Origin of the sequence: Neorhizobium huautlense (assembly GCF_002968575.1) — a bacterium.
GTDB classification, from domain to species: domain Bacteria; phylum Pseudomonadota; class Alphaproteobacteria; order Rhizobiales; family Rhizobiaceae; genus Neorhizobium; species Neorhizobium huautlense.
The window spans coordinates 171,573-186,797 of the sequence record NZ_PVBM01000010.1 but is presented as its reverse complement, the minus strand read 5'-3'; the positions used below and the strand labels follow the sequence as shown (position 1 = coordinate 186,797).

The 15,225-nt window shown below is 61.7% G+C and carries 13 protein-coding genes; 8 read left to right on the top strand and 5 right to left on the bottom strand.

Features of this window, described 5'->3' with window-relative positions; all coding sequences use genetic code 11:
* Positions 1-165 precede the first annotated feature (165 nt).
* A complete protein-coding gene (locus C5L12_RS13775) occupies positions 166-2,100 on the bottom strand; it encodes a L,D-transpeptidase family protein (RefSeq protein WP_105372607.1) in 1,935 nt (644 codons plus the stop codon).
* 383 nt (positions 2,101-2,483) lie between these two features.
* Between C5L12_RS13775 and fumC the strand changes: the two genes are divergently transcribed.
* On the top strand, positions 2,484-3,875 hold the full coding sequence (gene fumC / locus C5L12_RS13770) for a class II fumarate hydratase (RefSeq protein WP_105372606.1): 1,392 nt from the start codon (positions 2,484-2,486) through the stop codon (positions 3,873-3,875).
* A 286-nt stretch (positions 3,876-4,161) separates the two neighbouring features.
* Positions 4,162-5,232: a GGDEF domain-containing protein gene (locus C5L12_RS13765; RefSeq protein WP_105372605.1), complete on the top strand. Its 1,071-nt coding sequence runs from the start codon at positions 4,162-4,164 to the stop codon at positions 5,230-5,232.
* 28 nt (positions 5,233-5,260) lie between these two features.
* Here the strand turns inward: C5L12_RS13765 and C5L12_RS13760 are convergent, their stop codons facing one another.
* Both C5L12_RS13760 and C5L12_RS13755 read right to left on the bottom strand, forming a co-directional pair.
* Complete coding sequence (locus C5L12_RS13760; RefSeq protein ID WP_105372604.1) at positions 5,261-5,869, bottom strand: pyridoxamine 5'-phosphate oxidase family protein; 609 nt, start codon at positions 5,867-5,869, stop codon at positions 5,261-5,263.
* Between the two features lie 68 nt (positions 5,870-5,937).
* Entirely contained in the window at positions 5,938-6,651 is a 714-nt protein-coding gene (locus C5L12_RS13755) for an alpha/beta fold hydrolase (protein WP_245422892.1), read from the bottom strand.
* 260 nt (positions 6,652-6,911) lie between these two features.
* On the opposite strand from C5L12_RS13755, the gene C5L12_RS13750 reads away from it, so the two are divergent.
* Positions 6,912-7,388, top strand: a complete 477-nt coding sequence (locus C5L12_RS13750; protein ID WP_105372602.1) for a MarR family winged helix-turn-helix transcriptional regulator — start codon at positions 6,912-6,914, stop codon at positions 7,386-7,388.
* A gap of 7 nt (positions 7,389-7,395) precedes the next feature.
* On the opposite strand, the gene C5L12_RS13745 is transcribed toward C5L12_RS13750, so the two are convergent.
* A complete protein-coding gene (locus C5L12_RS13745) occupies positions 7,396-7,770 on the bottom strand; it encodes a gamma-butyrobetaine hydroxylase family protein (RefSeq protein WP_105372601.1) in 375 nt (124 codons plus the stop codon).
* Positions 7,771-7,988: 218 nt separating this feature from the next.
* Between C5L12_RS13745 and moaA the strand changes: the two genes are divergently transcribed.
* The gene (moaA, locus tag C5L12_RS13740; protein ID WP_425350784.1) at positions 7,989-8,978 is read left to right on the top strand and encodes a GTP 3',8-cyclase MoaA; all 990 of its coding nucleotides are present in this window, start codon (positions 7,989-7,991) and stop codon (positions 8,976-8,978) included.
* Positions 8,979-9,063: 85 nt separating this feature from the next.
* Here moaA and C5L12_RS13735 read toward each other — a convergent pair whose 3' ends face one another.
* Positions 9,064-11,628 carry a methyl-accepting chemotaxis protein gene (locus C5L12_RS13735; protein ID WP_105372599.1) on the bottom strand — a complete coding sequence of 855 codons (2,565 nt, stop codon included), beginning with the start codon at positions 11,626-11,628 and terminating at the stop codon, positions 9,064-9,066.
* A 282-nt stretch (positions 11,629-11,910) separates the two neighbouring features.
* On the opposite strand from C5L12_RS13735, the gene C5L12_RS13730 reads away from it, so the two are divergent.
* Genes C5L12_RS13730 through mobB form a run of 4 tightly spaced genes read left to right on the top strand, consistent with a single transcriptional unit; the run spans position 11,911 to position 15,211 of the window.
* Positions 11,911-12,816: a DMT family transporter gene (locus C5L12_RS13730; protein WP_105372598.1), complete on the top strand. Its 906-nt coding sequence runs from the start codon at positions 11,911-11,913 to the stop codon at positions 12,814-12,816.
* Positions 12,817-12,846: 30 nt separating this feature from the next.
* Positions 12,847-14,073 carry a multidrug effflux MFS transporter gene (locus C5L12_RS13725; RefSeq protein WP_105372597.1) on the top strand — a complete coding sequence of 409 codons (1,227 nt, stop codon included), beginning with the start codon at positions 12,847-12,849 and terminating at the stop codon, positions 14,071-14,073.
* Positions 14,073-14,699, top strand: coding sequence for a molybdenum cofactor guanylyltransferase MobA (gene mobA / locus C5L12_RS13720; protein ID WP_105372596.1), 627 nt, complete (start codon positions 14,073-14,075; stop codon positions 14,697-14,699). The genes C5L12_RS13725 and mobA overlap by 1 nt, the downstream gene beginning before the upstream one ends.
* Positions 14,696-15,211, top strand: a complete 516-nt coding sequence (gene mobB, locus C5L12_RS13715) for a molybdopterin-guanine dinucleotide biosynthesis protein B (protein ID WP_105372595.1) — start codon at positions 14,696-14,698, stop codon at positions 15,209-15,211. Before mobA ends, mobB begins: the two co-directional genes overlap by 4 nt.
* Positions 15,212-15,225: the final 14 nt, after the last annotated feature.

Below are 15,225 nucleotides of genomic sequence, written 5' to 3'. Positions count from 1 at the left end.
ACGAAGGTTCAGGGCGGCCAAGCCCAACCGCTTTGCCCTCAGCCATTGCGGTGTTGCGATCACCCCAATGACAAACGAGGCCGGAGCATCATAACAGACGCTCCGGCCTCTCAATGTATAAGGGCGGCTCGCCGCCGCCCCTTCAAGTCCTTTAAAGGCCTTGCGTCAGATCCGCGCCGCGCGAACCTTGGTGGTTGCCGCGAATGCCTTCAGCATCGCATCATCGCGACCATAGACGTCGTCGAAGAACTCCACCTTGCCGTCCTTGTTCGGCCAGGCGGTGAAATAGGAGACGTAGACCGGGATCTTGACCGGGACCTTGGCGGCGACGTTCTGGCCGGCGGCGATCCGCGCATTGATATCCTCGATCGTGGTGCCCATCACGGCAGCGGCCATCTTGCGCGGTTCGGCGAGACGTACGCAACCATGGCTGAGCGCCCGCATGTCGCGCTGGAAGAAGCTCTTCGAGGGCGTGTCATGCATGTAGATCGCATGGCTGTTCGGGAAGAGGATCTTCAGGTCGCCGAGCGCATTATCGCCGGACGGCGGCTGGCGCACGGAGACATTCTGGGTGGAGCCGTACCAATCGACGTTGCTCGATGAGACCGCCCGGCCGTTGACCGAGACCTCGTAGCCGAGCCGGTCGAGATAGCTCGGATCCTGGCGCAGATGCGGCAGCATTTCGTTGATGATGATCGACTGCGGCACGCCCCAATAGGGATTGAATTCGACCGTCTCGATCTGGTCCTGGAAGAAATAGGTCTGGTTGGACCTGGAGCCGACGACCACGCGCATGGAGAACTGCTCCACGCCATGGTCATGATAATAGACCTGGAAGGCAGGCTGGTTGATGAAGACATAGCGCTGCCCGAGATCGTTCGGCAGCCAGCGCGCCTGTTCCATGGCGATGACAACCTTGCCGATCCGGTCCTTGGACGTATGGCCGACCATCTTGCGGATGGTGGCGGCACCGATGACGCCGTCCGGCTTCAGCCCCGCCTCCGCCTGGAAGGTCTTCACAACCTCGACGAGTTCCGGCGTGTATTCAGGCGTCTGCTGATAAGAAGCAAGCGTCGCGGCGTGTTTGGTCTTCAGGGCGTCCGAGCCCGTATGCTGGATTGCGGCGATGATGCCGGCCATATCCGGGCTGCTCTTGCCCGGCTTCAGCAGAAGATTGTCGGGCAGCGAGACCTGCGGCCCGTTGTCGGTCGCTTCTGCACGCAATTTCGCAAGCTCGGCCTTCAGCGCCTGAAAATGCGCGCTCTGCGGCGCAAGCCCTTCCAGATAAGCAGCGGCGTCCGATCCCTTCTCCGCAAAGGGCAGCACGAGCGCCAGGTTGACGTCCTTGCGCTTGAAGTCGTGATAGCCGGAAACCCGGTTGGGATCGATGCGGCCGCGCAGCATGTCCTGGGCAAAGGTCAGCACCTTTTCGGACAGCGCCAGCTCGAACTGCATCAACGCCCGGTCATGGCCATCGGCAGGCGAAGCGGGTGTCGCATCGGAAGCCACGACCGGCGAACCGGAAGCCGTCGGCTCGACAACGCTTGCCGTCGTCAGGGCAGGTGCAGACAGAAGATAGTCGGCGGGCTCCAAACCGTAGTCGGCTGCCCCTTCGAAAAGAGCCAGAACGCTCTTCGCCTTCTCGTTGATGTCGCCGTCGGATATCCAGATAGGCTGGGCGGTCTTGCCATAGAACGCCTCCAAGGCAGCGGCGATATCCGCTGGCGCGGAGATTTTTGCCTCGATCAGCAGGTGCGAAGCGTCAGCCGCGGAGGCGGCCGCAAAACCTGCGGTCTTCACGGGGCGTTCGGCATCGGGTTTGTAGGTGTAGTAGCGGGGTCCCGACACCTTCGGCAGCGGCTCCGGATCGGCAAGCGATCTCTCGCTCGGCATCGCCGAGCGCCCGCCGCCCACGCCGGGCAATCCGTTGTCCGCCTGGCCTGCCCTGTTCGCACCTGGGCCGCCACGCAGGATGTCCATGAGGGTCAGGGCCTGAGCGGGAACGGTCATCCCTGCGAAGATCGAAATGCCTGACGTGAGGGCCAGTGCGATCGAAATTTTGTTATGTCTGTGCTGCAATGTCGTCCCCGTCACGTGCATCCCGCGCCTGCGTTTGCGGGCCTTGAATATATACCACGCCATCTAGCCGATCGCGTAAGGGATGGAAAGAAACGCCCCGCCGGTCCGGCCGGATCCCCGGCGCCGGACAAAGTGCCGGCGCACCCGCAGAAGGTTAGGAAACTATTGGTTAATTTTTTACTGACGTCTTTCCGTTTCCCAGCGCGTTACAGACTATATCGGTCTCACAATTCCGTCTCCCGTGTCATAAAAGGCACGCCGAAAGTCTAGCAAAAAGCCCGGTCCGCCCGCTTGCGGACCCGCCGCAATCGTATAGTAATGCCGGCCGTCCGGCCTATGCGCGCGATAACGCGTTGTTGATCAGCCGGAGCCGGCATGGACCACGAATAACAGAGGCAGCGAAGATGGCAGCGACACGCACCGAAACCGACACGTTTGGCCCGATCGAAGTGGCAAGCGACCGTTATTGGGGCGCTCAGGCGCAACGCTCGCTGGGCAATTTCAAGATCGGCTGGGAAAAGCAGCCGCTTGCCGTCGTGCGCGCGCTCGGAATCGTCAAGCAGGCGGCAGCTCGCGCCAACATGCAACTCGGCGGGCTCGATGCCGCGATCGGCCAGGTAATCGTCGAAGCCGCGCAGGAAGTCATCGACGGAAAGCTCAACGAGCATTTCCCGCTCGTCGTCTGGCAGACCGGCTCCGGCACGCAGTCGAACATGAACGCTAACGAGGTGATCTCAAACCGGGCGATCGAAATGCTCGGCGGCGTCATGGGCTCGAAGAAGCCCGTGCACCCCAACGATCACGTCAATATGAGCCAGTCGTCGAACGACACCTATCCGACGGCCATGCATATTGCCTGCGCCGAGCAGATCGTCCGCCACCTGATCCCTTCCCTGAAGCATCTGCATGCCGCGCTGGATGCGAAGGCGAAGGCCTTTGCGCATATCATCAAGATCGGCCGCACGCATACTCAGGACGCCACGCCGCTGACCCTTGGACAGGAATTCTCCGGCTATGCGGCGCAGGTGGCGTCGGCCATCAAGCGCATCGAGGTTTCTCTTCCGGGCCTTTACGAACTGGCGCAGGGCGGAACGGCTGTCGGCACTGGCCTCAACGCTCCGGTCGGCTTTGCCGAAAAGGTCGCCGACGAGATCGCCAAGATCACCGGCCTGCCCTTCGTGACCGCGCCGAACAAGTTCGAGGCGCTCGCAGCGCATGACGCTATGGTTTTTGCCCACGGCGCGGTGAATGCCGCCGCGGCGGCGCTGTTCAAGATCGCCAACGACATCCGTTTCCTCGGCTCCGGCCCTCGGGCCGGCCTCGGCGAGCTTGCGCTTCCGGAAAACGAACCGGGTTCGTCGATCATGCCTGGCAAGGTCAATCCCACGCAATCCGAGGCATTGACCCAGGTTTGCGCCCATATCTTCGGCAATCACGCGGCAATCACCTTTGCCGGCAGCCAGGGCCATTTCGAGCTGAACGTCTTTAATCCGATGATGGCCTACAATTTCCTGCAATCGGTCCAGCTTCTCGGAGATGCTGCCGTTTCCTTCACTGACAACTGCGTCGTCGGCATCGAGGCCCGCGAGGACAATATCAAGCGCGGCGTCGAAAATTCGTTGATGCTGGTCACCGCGCTCAATACCAAGCTCGGCTATGATATCTGCGCCAAGATTGCCAAGACCGCTCACAAGAACGGTACAACTCTTCGCGAAGAAGCAGTTGGCGGCGGATACCTGACCAACGAAGAATTCGACCAGTATGTCCGGCCGGAGAACATGATCGGACCGAAATAACCCCTGTTTTCTCACGATCCGGCAAAGGCCCCGCCCCTGAACACGGCGGGGTCATATTTTAAATGGGCCGAAAATATTAATATCTGACCATGATTCATATTTCTCAAAAAGAATTCGAAAAGGGGCGTAATGGAGTAAACCGGCGCTATCCTTGAAGAAAATCAACGCTTTTAAGGTCAGAGCCCGTATTTGAGAATAAATCTTTCGAAACGACCCCTTAATTCTTTTCCAATATTTTTCGCATACTTATTCATCTATCGAATCCGGGCGGGTATGGGGATCGTCGATGACGACGGCAACGGCGCCGAAGGCGCAATCTAACGATTTGGTCAGCCAGATCATCTATGCGGTGCGCTCCATGGGTGCGGCGCCGATTCCGCGTAACTACCAGCTCTTCTATGAAGCCTATATCGGCTCGAATCCCGAACTGACCTTGCAACTGGCGGCGCTGGGAAGCCGCGCGAGCCAGGAAGAGCTGGATGAACTCTCCCGGCGTTATCTGGGAACCGACCAGACCACGGTTGTTGAAAACGCTCATGACAGGATCCTCGGGGAGCTGGAATCGTTGTTGCGTCTGCTGCGCCAGGAGCAGCATTCGCTGGAGAGCTACAGCAAGCTGCTCGGCGAAACCGCCCAGCGGATCAACTCGAAAAACAATCTTTCGTCCGAAATCCTGACGAGCGCGATTGCATTGCTCACTGAAGCGACCGGGACGACCCTCGCCCATGGAGAAAAGACGGCCGGCGGCGTCGCCCAACGGTCGCAGGAAATGGAGCAAGTCCGTCGGGAGCTCGACGAATACAAGCGCATCGCCAATACGGATTCGCTGACGCGCATCGCCAATCGCCGCGCCTTTGACGAACGCCTGGCGTCGGCCTACGACAATTCCGCGGTGCTCCCCGTCACGGCGCTGGTGCTTGCCGACATCGACAACTTCAAGAAGATCAACGACAGCTACGGCCATCCGGTGGGCGACAAGATCCTTGCCACCGTCGCCTCCGTCATCCGGTCGAATGTCCGCAAGGACATCTTCGTCGCCCGTTCCGGCGGCGAGGAATTCGCCATGATCGTCGAAGGGAATACGGCGGAAGAGGTGATGATCATCTGCGAGCGGGTTCGGCGGGCCCTGGAAACCCGCACCTTCCGCAATTCGCGCTCCGGAGTGGATTACGGACCCGTCACGATCTCCGTCGGTTTTGCCATGGCCTCGCAGGCAAATGACCCGGGCGAGCTCTACGCCAATTCGGATACGGCCCTTTATCATGCCAAGAACGGCGGGCGTAACCGCACCGTTTTCTTCGAAGACGGCATGAACAAGGACTACACCGGCAAGAATTGGCTGATCTACAAGAAATAGGCCGGGCCTCGGGCCTGAATTGGGCTTCCTACCACATTGTCCTGGCGGCGCGTGCCGACCATTCGCGATCGTAGGTTTCCTGGTCGAAATCCGCCTTTGCAGCCTTCAGGAGGTTCCCGGGCGTCGGAAGGCTCTTTGGATCCACAAACCGTTCCGGATTCCACAATTCCGCCCGCATCAGCGCCCGGGCGCACTGGAAATAGACCTCATGTATGGTGATCACCGTGACGCTGCGGGGATGCCTGCCATCCATTTCGAAACTCTTGAGCAATTCCGGCTCAGCGGAAATGACCGCACGGCCGTTGATGCGCATGGCGGTGTTCGACCCGGGCACCAGGAACATCAGCGCCACGCGCGGATCGCGCACGATGTTGAGGAGCGAATCGATACGATTGTTGCCGCGCCAGTCGGGCAATAACAGCGTCGCATCGTCGCTTATCCGCACCACTCCCCCAAGGTCGCCGCGCGGCGAACAATCGAGACCTTCCGGACCGACAGTGGCAAGCGCCATGAAGGGCGACGTTTCGATCATCCGCCTGTATTCCGACGTCAGAACCTTCGTGACCTTGGCGATGGAAGCCTCCGAGACGCCCTCGTAGATGGCCTTCAGTTCTTCGACCGATGTGATGATGCTCATGTCCCGTCCCCGATGCAGCGCCGGCTCTTAACCGACGAGGGCGACAGTAGGATGACAGATTTATCCGATCAAGCGGCTGCGTCCTTGCCGGAGCTGGCCTGCGCCGGTCGATGATCTTCGGCGAGGAAGGACTTGATCGTCTCGATGACCGCAGGGTCGCTGACGATCCGGCGGTGTCCCAGTCCGTTTGCCCAGTGAAGCCGCGCCGTCGCAACGCCTTCGAAACGACGGGCATGATCGGCCGCGACTTCCTTGTCCTCTTCGGCATGAACGACCAGAAGCGGCTTTGCGAGCTTTCGCGCACTTGCCACCGTGTCGAAATCATCGAGGGAGGTGCCTGCCACCTGCTCGGCGTGACTGACCAGCAGCGCCTTGACGCGCGGCGGCAGCCCGACCATCTGCGAGAACTCCTCGAACAGCCAGTGGATATGGCTCGGCGAGCCGATGACGGCGAGCTTTTCCGGGGAAATCGATCCCGCCTCCTTCATCACTCCGCCTGCGGCCAGCATCAATGCCGCACCCCCGAACGAGTGGCCGATTGCAGCATCGAAACGACCGAAGCGCCGCTCCGCCTCAACGATCGCATCGACAGCCTGACGCATGTTGAGACTGCGGCCATCCGACAATCCATGGCCGGGAAAGTCCAGCACCACGACTTCGGCACCCGTTTCGGCGAGCCCTGCCGGCAGGGCCGAGATATAGGCCGCACTGGAACCCCAGCCGTGCACGACGAGGTACCGACGTGCGGCCGGTCTCCCGGCACCGCCGAAGCGATAAGCCATGACTCTGGATTTCCCCACCGCAAATGGCGCAGTCTGCGCTGCCGCCAACCGTTGCCGCCCCTCCGCATGCGCGGCCCGGGCCTTTTCCCCCTTCGGGCGTCGCGACGGCGTTCGGCAGAACAACCCAAATGCGAGTTTGGCAGCGGGGTGAGGAAAGACACTTCCTCCAGCTGCGAAGGCGAAACGGATGACCTGAAGTGCAAAGGATGGCATAGTGGGAAAATCCAAAAATGTTCAACATTGAACAATAAAGTACAACAATGAACAAAAATCAAGCCCTGCTCTGGGATCATCCGCGTTTTCGAAGCTGGATCGCCGTGGCGCGTGCCTGCCAGCTGATGCAGACCGTGCTGACTCGCGAACTCGCGGACCTCGACATCAAGCCGCCGCATCTCGACATTCTGGTCAATCTCTATCGTTTCGAGGGGATTTCGCAGCAGGAACTGGCTCGCAAGCTGCTTGTCGGTCGTTCGAACATGAGCATGACGCTGCCGCAGATGGAAAAGCGCGGGCTGATCGAGCGGCGCGGCGATACCAGGGACAAGCGCGTTCTGCGGCTTTTCCTCACGGAGGAGGGCCGTGCGGTCGCAGAGGAAGCCATGGCCATTCAAACGAGCCTGATCGAACGCACCCTATCCTCGACGCCGATCGAACAATGCCACGCAATGGCCGAATCGATGGAAAAGATCATCCTCGCCTTGCACGCAGAAGTCGTCGACGAGACCGAATCAGCCTGAGCCGAGTTCAGCGCGAGCGATGTCCCGGGTCACGGCTCAGGCCCTTTTCGGCAAGCTCCCGCTCGTAGTCGGCAAAGAGTTCTGCGCCGCGTTCCCCGAGCTCGCGCAGGTAGGTCCAGGTGAAGATGCCGCTGTCGTGGCCGTCGTCGAAGCCGATTCGTACCGCATAGTTGCCGGTCGGCGTGATCGACCTTATTTCGACATACCGCTTGCCCGGCACCGTCACCTTCTGGCCGGGACCATGGCCCTGCACCTCGGCGGAGGGCGAGAGAACCCGCATGGTTTCGGCAGCCAGCGCAAAGGCCGCACCGTCGCTGAACGTAACATTGAGCGTGCGGCGGTCCTTGGAGACCCTCAGTTCGGTCGGCCAAATATCGCTCATGGTGAAACCTCCGCATCGTCACGATCGCCGAGGATTATGAGCTTCGCCGGATGGCCGCAAGCGATTTTCCGCCGCCCATCTGTTCTTGACGGCCCTGGTGTCATACACTTGACGAAATGTCATGATGTCCCCACTTTCCGGGATAAGGGAGATATCGCGTGAACAGCTTCACAGGTCCGATCGGAGGCGCAGCGCCAGTTGTCGCCGACAAGGCACCGATGATCGATCCGTTCGGGCGCGCGGTCACCTATCTGCGCGTCTCTGTCACAGATCGCTGCGACTTCCGCTGCACCTATTGCATGGCGGAGCACATGACCTTCCTGCCGAAGAAGGACCTCCTGACGCTCGAGGAGCTGAACAGGCTCTGTTCCGCCTTCATCGCCAAGGGCGTGCGCAAGATCAGGCTGACGGGCGGCGAGCCGCTGGTGCGCAAGAACATCATGTTCCTCGTCCGTGAGCTCGGCGCACAAGTCCATGCGGGCAAACTCGACGAGCTGACGATCACCACCAACGGCTCCCAGCTCGCCCGACATGCGGACGAATTGTACGACTGCGGCGTTCGGCGCATCAATGTTTCTCTCGACACGCTCGATCCCGTCAAATTCAAGGCGGTGACCCGCTGGGGCGAGTTCAGCAAGGTGATGGAGGGCATCGAAGCTGCCCAGAAGGCCGGCCTGAAGATCAAACTCAACGCGGTTGCGCTCAAGGATTTCAACGAGTTTGAAATCGCCGACATGCTGCGCTTCGCCCACGGCCGCGGCATGGACCTGACAGTCATCGAAACCATGCCGATGGGCGAGATCGACGAAGACCGGACCGACCGGTATCTGCCGCTGTCGAAGCTGCGCGCCGATCTCGAAGAACAGTTCACGCTGACCGAGATTCCCTACAAGACGGGCGGGCCTGCACGATATGTCGAGGTCAGGGAGACCGGTGGGCGGCTCGGCTTCATCACGCCGATGACGCATAATTTCTGCGAGAGCTGCAATCGCGTGCGGCTGACCTGCACCGGCACGCTCTACATGTGCCTCGGCCAGAACGATGCGGCGGACCTGCGCACGGCGCTGCGCGCCTCCGACAGCGACGACTATCTGTCCGCGGCGATCGACGAAGCCATCACCCGCAAACCCAAGGGCCACGACTTCATTATCGACCGCCAGCACAACCGGCCCGCCGTCGCCCGCCATATGAGCGTTACCGGGGGCTGAGCTCGCGTTCTCTGCCCGTTATAGGACAGCAAAAAGCCGGGGCTTCGAGACCCCGGCTTTTTTTGGTTAAGCGACCGAAAGGCGTTCAGGCAGCACCGCGGCGGCGATTGTCTGCCCGGTGGTGATGGTTGCCAGCATAAAACTTCGGGCCTGCATCTCCGGTCCTGAAGCGCTCGATCTTCTCCGACAGCGTCTCGACGCGCTGGCGCAGGCCATGGATTTCGGCATTGTTCTCCTCGACCATGGCGGCGTTTTGCTGGGTGATCAGTTCCACTTCGTGCACGGCGCTGGTGACTTCGCTGATGCCGGTCGACTGTTCGCCGGTGGCTGCAGAGATCTGGGCCACGAGTTTGCGGACATCGGTAATGTGGCCGATGATCTCCGTGAGTGCCGTGCCGGTTTCTTCGACCAGATGCACGCCGCTTTGCACCTGGGTTGAACTTGCCGAGATCAGGCCCTTGATCTCGCGAGCCGCTCCCGCGCAGCGCTGGGCCAGTTCACGCACCTCCTGAGCAACAACGGCAAAGCCTCGGCCCGCCTCGCCTGCCCGCGCGGCCTCGACGCCTGCATTGAGTGCCAGAAGATTGGTCTGGAAGGCGATTTCGTCGATCACGCCGATGATCGTGGCGATCTTTTCAGACGAGCGGCTGATCTCGCCCATGGCGTCGACTGCGCGGGCCACGACCTCGCCGGAGCGCACCGCGAACTCCTCTGTCTCGTTGACGGAAACGGAGGTCTGGCGGGCGCTTTCAGCGGTTGTCCGGACGATGTCGCTCAGCTGGCGCAGCGCACGCGAACTCTGTTCCAACGCCGCAGCCTGCTGTTCGGTGCGGCGGGCAAGATCATCCGCCGAGGCCGCAAGATTGCCCGTGCCGCCGTTGATATCTTCGGCGGTGGAACGGACATCGGCAAGCGTCGCGCGGAGCGCCTCGACGGCCTGATTGTAGGTCCGTGCCATCTCCACGAAATCTTCGGGCAGGTTCTCTTCCATGCTGCGCTCCAGATCGCCCTCGGCGAGCTGGCCCAGGGCCTCCGAAAGCGCACTCAGGGCCTGCCGCTGCTCGGCAGCGATCCGGGCCCGGTCTGCCGCACGGCGTTCGGCCTCCGCCGTCGAGAGATCACGGGCCGCTGCCGCTTCCTGTTCCAGCCGGACGTTTTCGAGCGCGGCATCGCGGAAGACGGTGACCGAGCGGACCATGTCGCCGATCTCGTCGCCCCGCTCCCGTCCCTCGATCTTCACTTCGAGGTCCCCGTCGGCAAGCCGCTTCATGATGTCGGTGACGCGCCGCAGCGGCCCGCGCAGGGTTTCGACCAGCATCAGCCCGCCCGCAATCGCCAGCACCGTGCCGACCACCATGGCGATGACGGAAAGCTGGGCGGAGCGTTCGCTATCTTCCTTGCCGACTTCCTGGGCCTGGGCGACGAAATTCTTCAGGCCCGCCATGCCCGCGGTCAGCGTTTCGGTCGCGGCGGCTCGTGCGCCGGCCCATTCCTGCGTGATCGCAAGCATCTCGTCGGCGCGCTGCCCCAGCGTTCCCAGCAGCTTGTCGAGTGTGGCGCCGAAATCCCGCGTGGCCGCGTTGCGCGGATTGAGATCGGAAACCTTGGCGCTGGTCGAGCGCAGGCCTTCGATATCGGACGCGATGAGAGCGCGGGATTCCTTGCCGGGATTTGTGACGAAACGCTCCGTGTGAAGCTGCAAGGCGTTGGCCAGCTGGAGCGACAGATCGATCTGTTCGAGAACGCTCTTTAGAGCGGCGATCTCGCCTTCAAGCTCGACAAATCGCTCGGATGCGTCGCCGGATTTCTTGGTGACATCCGCGTTGAGGTCGCCCTGCGGCTTCATGAAGGCGCTTGCGGCGACCCGCATGGCTTGAGCCTTTTCCGTTGCGGTCTGGCTTCCGTTGACGATTGCGAGGAAGCTGTCGGTCGCCTGCTGGATAGGCTGCATCGCCGTGCGCCCGTTGGACGACAACATGCTCTCGATCTTGGCGAACTCGTTCTTCAAGGTCTCGCCATAGAGAGAGCCGGCCTTGACCGTGCCCTCATCGCTGTCGGCCGCCCTGACGGCGGTGCGCAGGTTTTCCAGCCGGCGGGCGATCGACCGGTAGGCGAAAGCCTCGAAAAGCAGCTTCTTGGCGAAGCGCTCCTTGCCGTCGAACTGTTTCTGGATCACCTCGACCTGTTTGTCGACGCCCGTTGCGGCGCCGCGCACGCCATTCAGGATCTCGTTGATGGCGGCCACGTTCTGCTTGCGCTTCTGCTCCACGGCCCAGAGCGTGTCGGTGTTGGCGGAAAGCTTGCCGGCAAGTGCGGCCACCACGGCGACGCGGCTTCGGTCGCCTTCGTTCGCCAGGAGCGCCTCGAGATTGGCGACGCCCTTGCTCTGCCGGTCGATGCCTCCACGCAAGGCTGTCAGCGACGCCTCGTCCGGGGCCTCGGTAAAGGCCTGCAGGGATGCCTGCAGATGCTCAAAATCGCCGATGTTTTCGATCGTCGCCCGCGTGACCGTCATATGGCCGTTGAGCATGTTGGCTGTGTAATAACCGGCAAGCCCGACGCCGGCGATCAACAGAATCAGCGGTATGACGAACAGAAGAACCTTGGTGACGATCCTGCGGCTCTGAAGAAGGCGATCGATGAAAGACATGTGTTCCCCAACTGCAATCAGGTACCGGGTTCGCGGTTCATGGCATTCGCGAAACGGCAACGGCACGATTCCAGCCTCATGCGGGAATGATTGCCGCTACAGTCGGACTTTTCAGTTGAACAAGGGTTAACTCACAACCCGATATCTCTCTTTTGCCACATCCGCCCACCTATCGGGGCAAGCTTTCCTGCACCGGCCAAAACAGTACCGCCCGGGACGCGATCGGGCTGGCGAGGGGTAAGCCATTGCTTTAAGACACCGTGGTTACGGAAGGAATCGGCAATGGCATCGTCGGAAAATTCGCGAGGCGCGCTCTTCATGTCGCTCGCAATGGCCGCTTTCACCTTCAACGACGCCCTGGTCAAAGCCGTTACCTCGGAACTCAGCATACCCCAGATCATGACCGTGCGCGGGGTCATGACGACGCTGCTCGTCTACGGAATTGCCCGTTATCTCGGCGTAACGATGTCATTCAAAGCCATCGCGCACCCGCTCGTGCTGCTGCGCACGCTCTTCGAACTGGGCGCCACCCTCACCTTCCTCTCGGCACTCGCCCATATCGAATTTGCGGCCGCATCATCGATCATGCAGTCGCTGCCGCTTGCCGTAACGTTAGGTGCGGCGCTTTTCCTCGGCGAGCCCGTGGGCTGGAGGCGCTGGACGGCGATTGCCGTCGGTTTTGTCGGCGTCCTCATCATCATCCGACCGGGTCCTGAAGGTTTTACGCCGGCGGCGCTGCTTGCCGTCGCAGCCGTCTTCTTCACCGCCAGTCGCGATCTGACGACGAGGCGGCTCAAAGCCGACATACCGACCATCAGCGTGACGCTCTTCACCTCTTTCGCCAATACCGTCATCGGGGCTCTGCTGATCGTGCCCATGGGCGGGTGGCAACCGGTCAGCGCCGGCGCATTCACCTATCTGGCTCTTGCCTCGGTTCTCGTCTTTGCCGGTTACCAGACGGTCATCAAATCCATGCGCAGCGGCGAGATTTCATTCGTCGCCCCCTTCCGCTACACCGGCCTGCTCTGGGCGCTTGCCATCGGGATCTTCTTTTTCGGAGAGCGGCCCAATATTTACATGCTCACCGGAGCGGTCGTCGTCATCGGCTCCGGCCTCTATACATTCTATCGCGAACGAAAGCGGCAGGTTTCTGTGGCCGAAAAAGCAACCGCCGCGCCGCCGCCCTGACGGGAACGGACCGCTCGAAGAGGAGACGACGTGCAGGAAACCCGGTTTCTGGACAGACGGACCCCGCCGCACATCACGACGCTGGTCGTCTGCGCGGGGCTCGGCGCCCTGTCGCTCAACATCATTCTTCCTTCGCTTTCCGCCATGGCAGCGTATTTCGGCACCGATTACGCGGTCATGCAGTTCGCCGTCTCCGGCTACATCGCCGGAACGGCGCTGCTGCAGCTGGTGCTCGGCCCGCTTTCCGACATCTTCGGCCGTCGGCGAGTGATGATCGGCAGCATCGTCATCCTGCTGATCGGTACGCTGATCTGTCTTTTTGCACAGACCGTCACGGTCTTCATGATCGGCCGGCTCTTGCAGACGGCGGTCGTCGCCGGCTTCGTGCTGCCACGCGCCATCATCCGCGACACGGTGCCGATGGAAGGCGCCGCGTCGATGATCGCCTACGTGACCATGGGCATGTCGCTGATACCCATGGTCGCCCCTACCGTCGGTGGCACGCTCAACGACCTGTTCGGCTGGGAATCCAACTTCATATTGATGCTGGGGCTCGGGCTGCTGACGCTCATGCTGGTTTCCGCCGATCTCGGGGAAACGAACATGACGCCTGCCGCGAGCTTTACCGCGCAGTTCCGCAGCTGGCCGGACCTCCTGCGATCCCGCCGCTTCTGGGGTTACACGCTGACTTCGACCTTTTCCTCCGGCGTTTTCTTCGCCTTTCTCGGCGGCGCACCGTTTATCGGCACTGCGATCTATCACCTGACGCCCACGATGCTCGGCGTGCAGTTCTTCCTGATCGCTGCCGGCTACATGGTCGGCAACTTCATCTCCGGCCGCTATACGCGCCGTTTCGGCACCATGACCATGATGTTCTCCGGCAGCGTCGTCAGCATGATCGGCATCGGCATTGCCGCGGCGCTGCAGCTGGGCGGCGTGGCATCCGCCACGGCCTTCTTCGCTCCACTGGCGCTCACCGGCGTCGGCAACGGCCTGACGCTGCCGAGTTCCAATGCGGGGGTGGTGAGCGTGCGTCCGCGGCTGGCCGGCTCCGCCTCCGGCCTCGGCGGCGCGATCACCGTCGGCGGCGGGGCTGCGATGTCGACACTTGCAGCAGCCGTCCTGAAAGACTCCAACGGCGCCATGCCGGTGCTTGCCGTGATGGGGATCTCCACGCTCTTGGCGGTCGCCGCCACGGAATATGTCCGGCAGGTCGATCGCCGCGAAGGGGCCCTGGTCAGCGGAGGTGGTGACTGATGAGCCACGTCGGCGCACCTCCCGGCCTGATCCTCGCAGGCGGCAAGTCGAGCCGCATGGGAACCGACAAAGCATTTCTCAAGATCGGAGGCGACAGCATCCTCGGTCACACGGTCCGGCGCCTCAAGTCCCAGGTTTGCGAGGTTATCTTTAACGCCCCGAAGGGGTTTCCCAACCCGCTTGGTCTGCGCCTCGTGCCTGACCTGACGGGCAGCCAGGCCGGCCCGCTTGCCGGCGTCCTCTCCGGACTCCGCGATGTCGTCGACCACGGTTTGCCCGCGACGCATCTCCTGACGGTGCCCTCCGATAGCCCCTTCTTTCCGGCTGACCTCGCCGCCCGCCTTCAGGCGGGAGCCGATGATGCGATGACGATCGTCATCACGGCTTCCGGCGGGCGCGATCATCCGGTATTCGCGCTCTGGCCGCTGGCCATCGCCGACGATCTGGAAGACTGGCTTTCGAACCCGGAGAACCGCCGGATCAAGGCTTTCCTCCAGCGTCATCGGCTGGTGACGGTCGATTTTCCGATGGTCGAGACGGACTTCGGCCCGCTCGACCCGTTTTTCAACATCAACACGCCGCAGGATCTCGAAGAGGCCCAACGCTTTGCGGAAATGCTCGCATGACCCCTCACCGCGTCTTCGGTATTTCCGGCTGGAAGAATTCCGGCAAGACGGGCCTGACCGAGCGGCTGGTTCGCGAACTGACCGCTCGCGGCTACAGGATTTCAACGATCAAGCATGCCCATCACGACTTCGACATAGACAAGCCGGGCGCCGATTCCTTCCGTCATCGGGAGGCGGGCGCGCTCGAAGTGGCGATCGTCTCCGGCAAGCGCTTTGCGATCATGCACGAACTCCGCGAGGAGAGCGAGCCGAGCCTTGAGGAGATACTGGGTCGTCTTGCGCCTTGCGACCTCGTGCTGATCGAGGGTTACAAGCGTGAGCCCGTGCCGAAAATCGAATTGCGGCGTCTCGAGGCGAAAAGCCGGGAACCGCTTTCTCCCGCCGATCCGCACATCGTCGCAATTGCCGCCGACCACCCGGTGGCCGACACGACGCTGCCAGTCTTCGATCTCGGCGATACGGCAGCCATCGCCGATTTCATTCTGCGCATAACCGGACTTGCCGCCAAATGAAAAAGCCGCCGAAT

Excerpts from the sequence above, each read along its gene's own strand:
- moaA (WP_425350784.1), top strand. The coding sequence starts at position 7,989 with ATGATCGATCCGTTCGGGCGCGCGGTCACCTATCTGCGCGTCTCTGTC.
- C5L12_RS13755 (WP_245422892.1), bottom strand. The coding sequence starts at position 6,651 with ATGGCTTATCGCTTCGGCGGTGCCGGGAGACCGGCCGCACGTCGGTAC.
- fumC (WP_105372606.1), top strand. The coding sequence starts at position 2,484 with ATGGCAGCGACACGCACCGAAACCGACACGTTTGGCCCGATCGAAGTG.
- mobB (WP_105372595.1), top strand. The coding sequence starts at position 14,696 with ATGACCCCTCACCGCGTCTTCGGTATTTCCGGCTGGAAGAATTCCGGC.
- C5L12_RS13735 (WP_105372599.1), bottom strand. The coding sequence starts at position 11,628 with ATGTCTTTCATCGATCGCCTTCTTCAGAGCCGCAGGATCGTCACCAAG.
- C5L12_RS13765 (WP_105372605.1), top strand. The coding sequence starts at position 4,162 with ATGACGACGGCAACGGCGCCGAAGGCGCAATCTAACGATTTGGTCAGC.
- mobA (WP_105372596.1), top strand. The coding sequence starts at position 14,073 with ATGAGCCACGTCGGCGCACCTCCCGGCCTGATCCTCGCAGGCGGCAAG.
- C5L12_RS13750 (WP_105372602.1), top strand. The coding sequence starts at position 6,912 with ATGAACAAAAATCAAGCCCTGCTCTGGGATCATCCGCGTTTTCGAAGC.
- C5L12_RS13745 (WP_105372601.1), bottom strand. The coding sequence starts at position 7,770 with ATGAGCGATATTTGGCCGACCGAACTGAGGGTCTCCAAGGACCGCCGC.
- C5L12_RS13760 (WP_105372604.1), bottom strand. The coding sequence starts at position 5,869 with ATGAGCATCATCACATCGGTCGAAGAACTGAAGGCCATCTACGAGGGC.
- C5L12_RS13730 (WP_105372598.1), top strand. The coding sequence starts at position 11,911 with ATGGCATCGTCGGAAAATTCGCGAGGCGCGCTCTTCATGTCGCTCGCA.
- C5L12_RS13775 (WP_105372607.1), bottom strand. The coding sequence starts at position 2,100 with ATGCACGTGACGGGGACGACATTGCAGCACAGACATAACAAAATTTCG.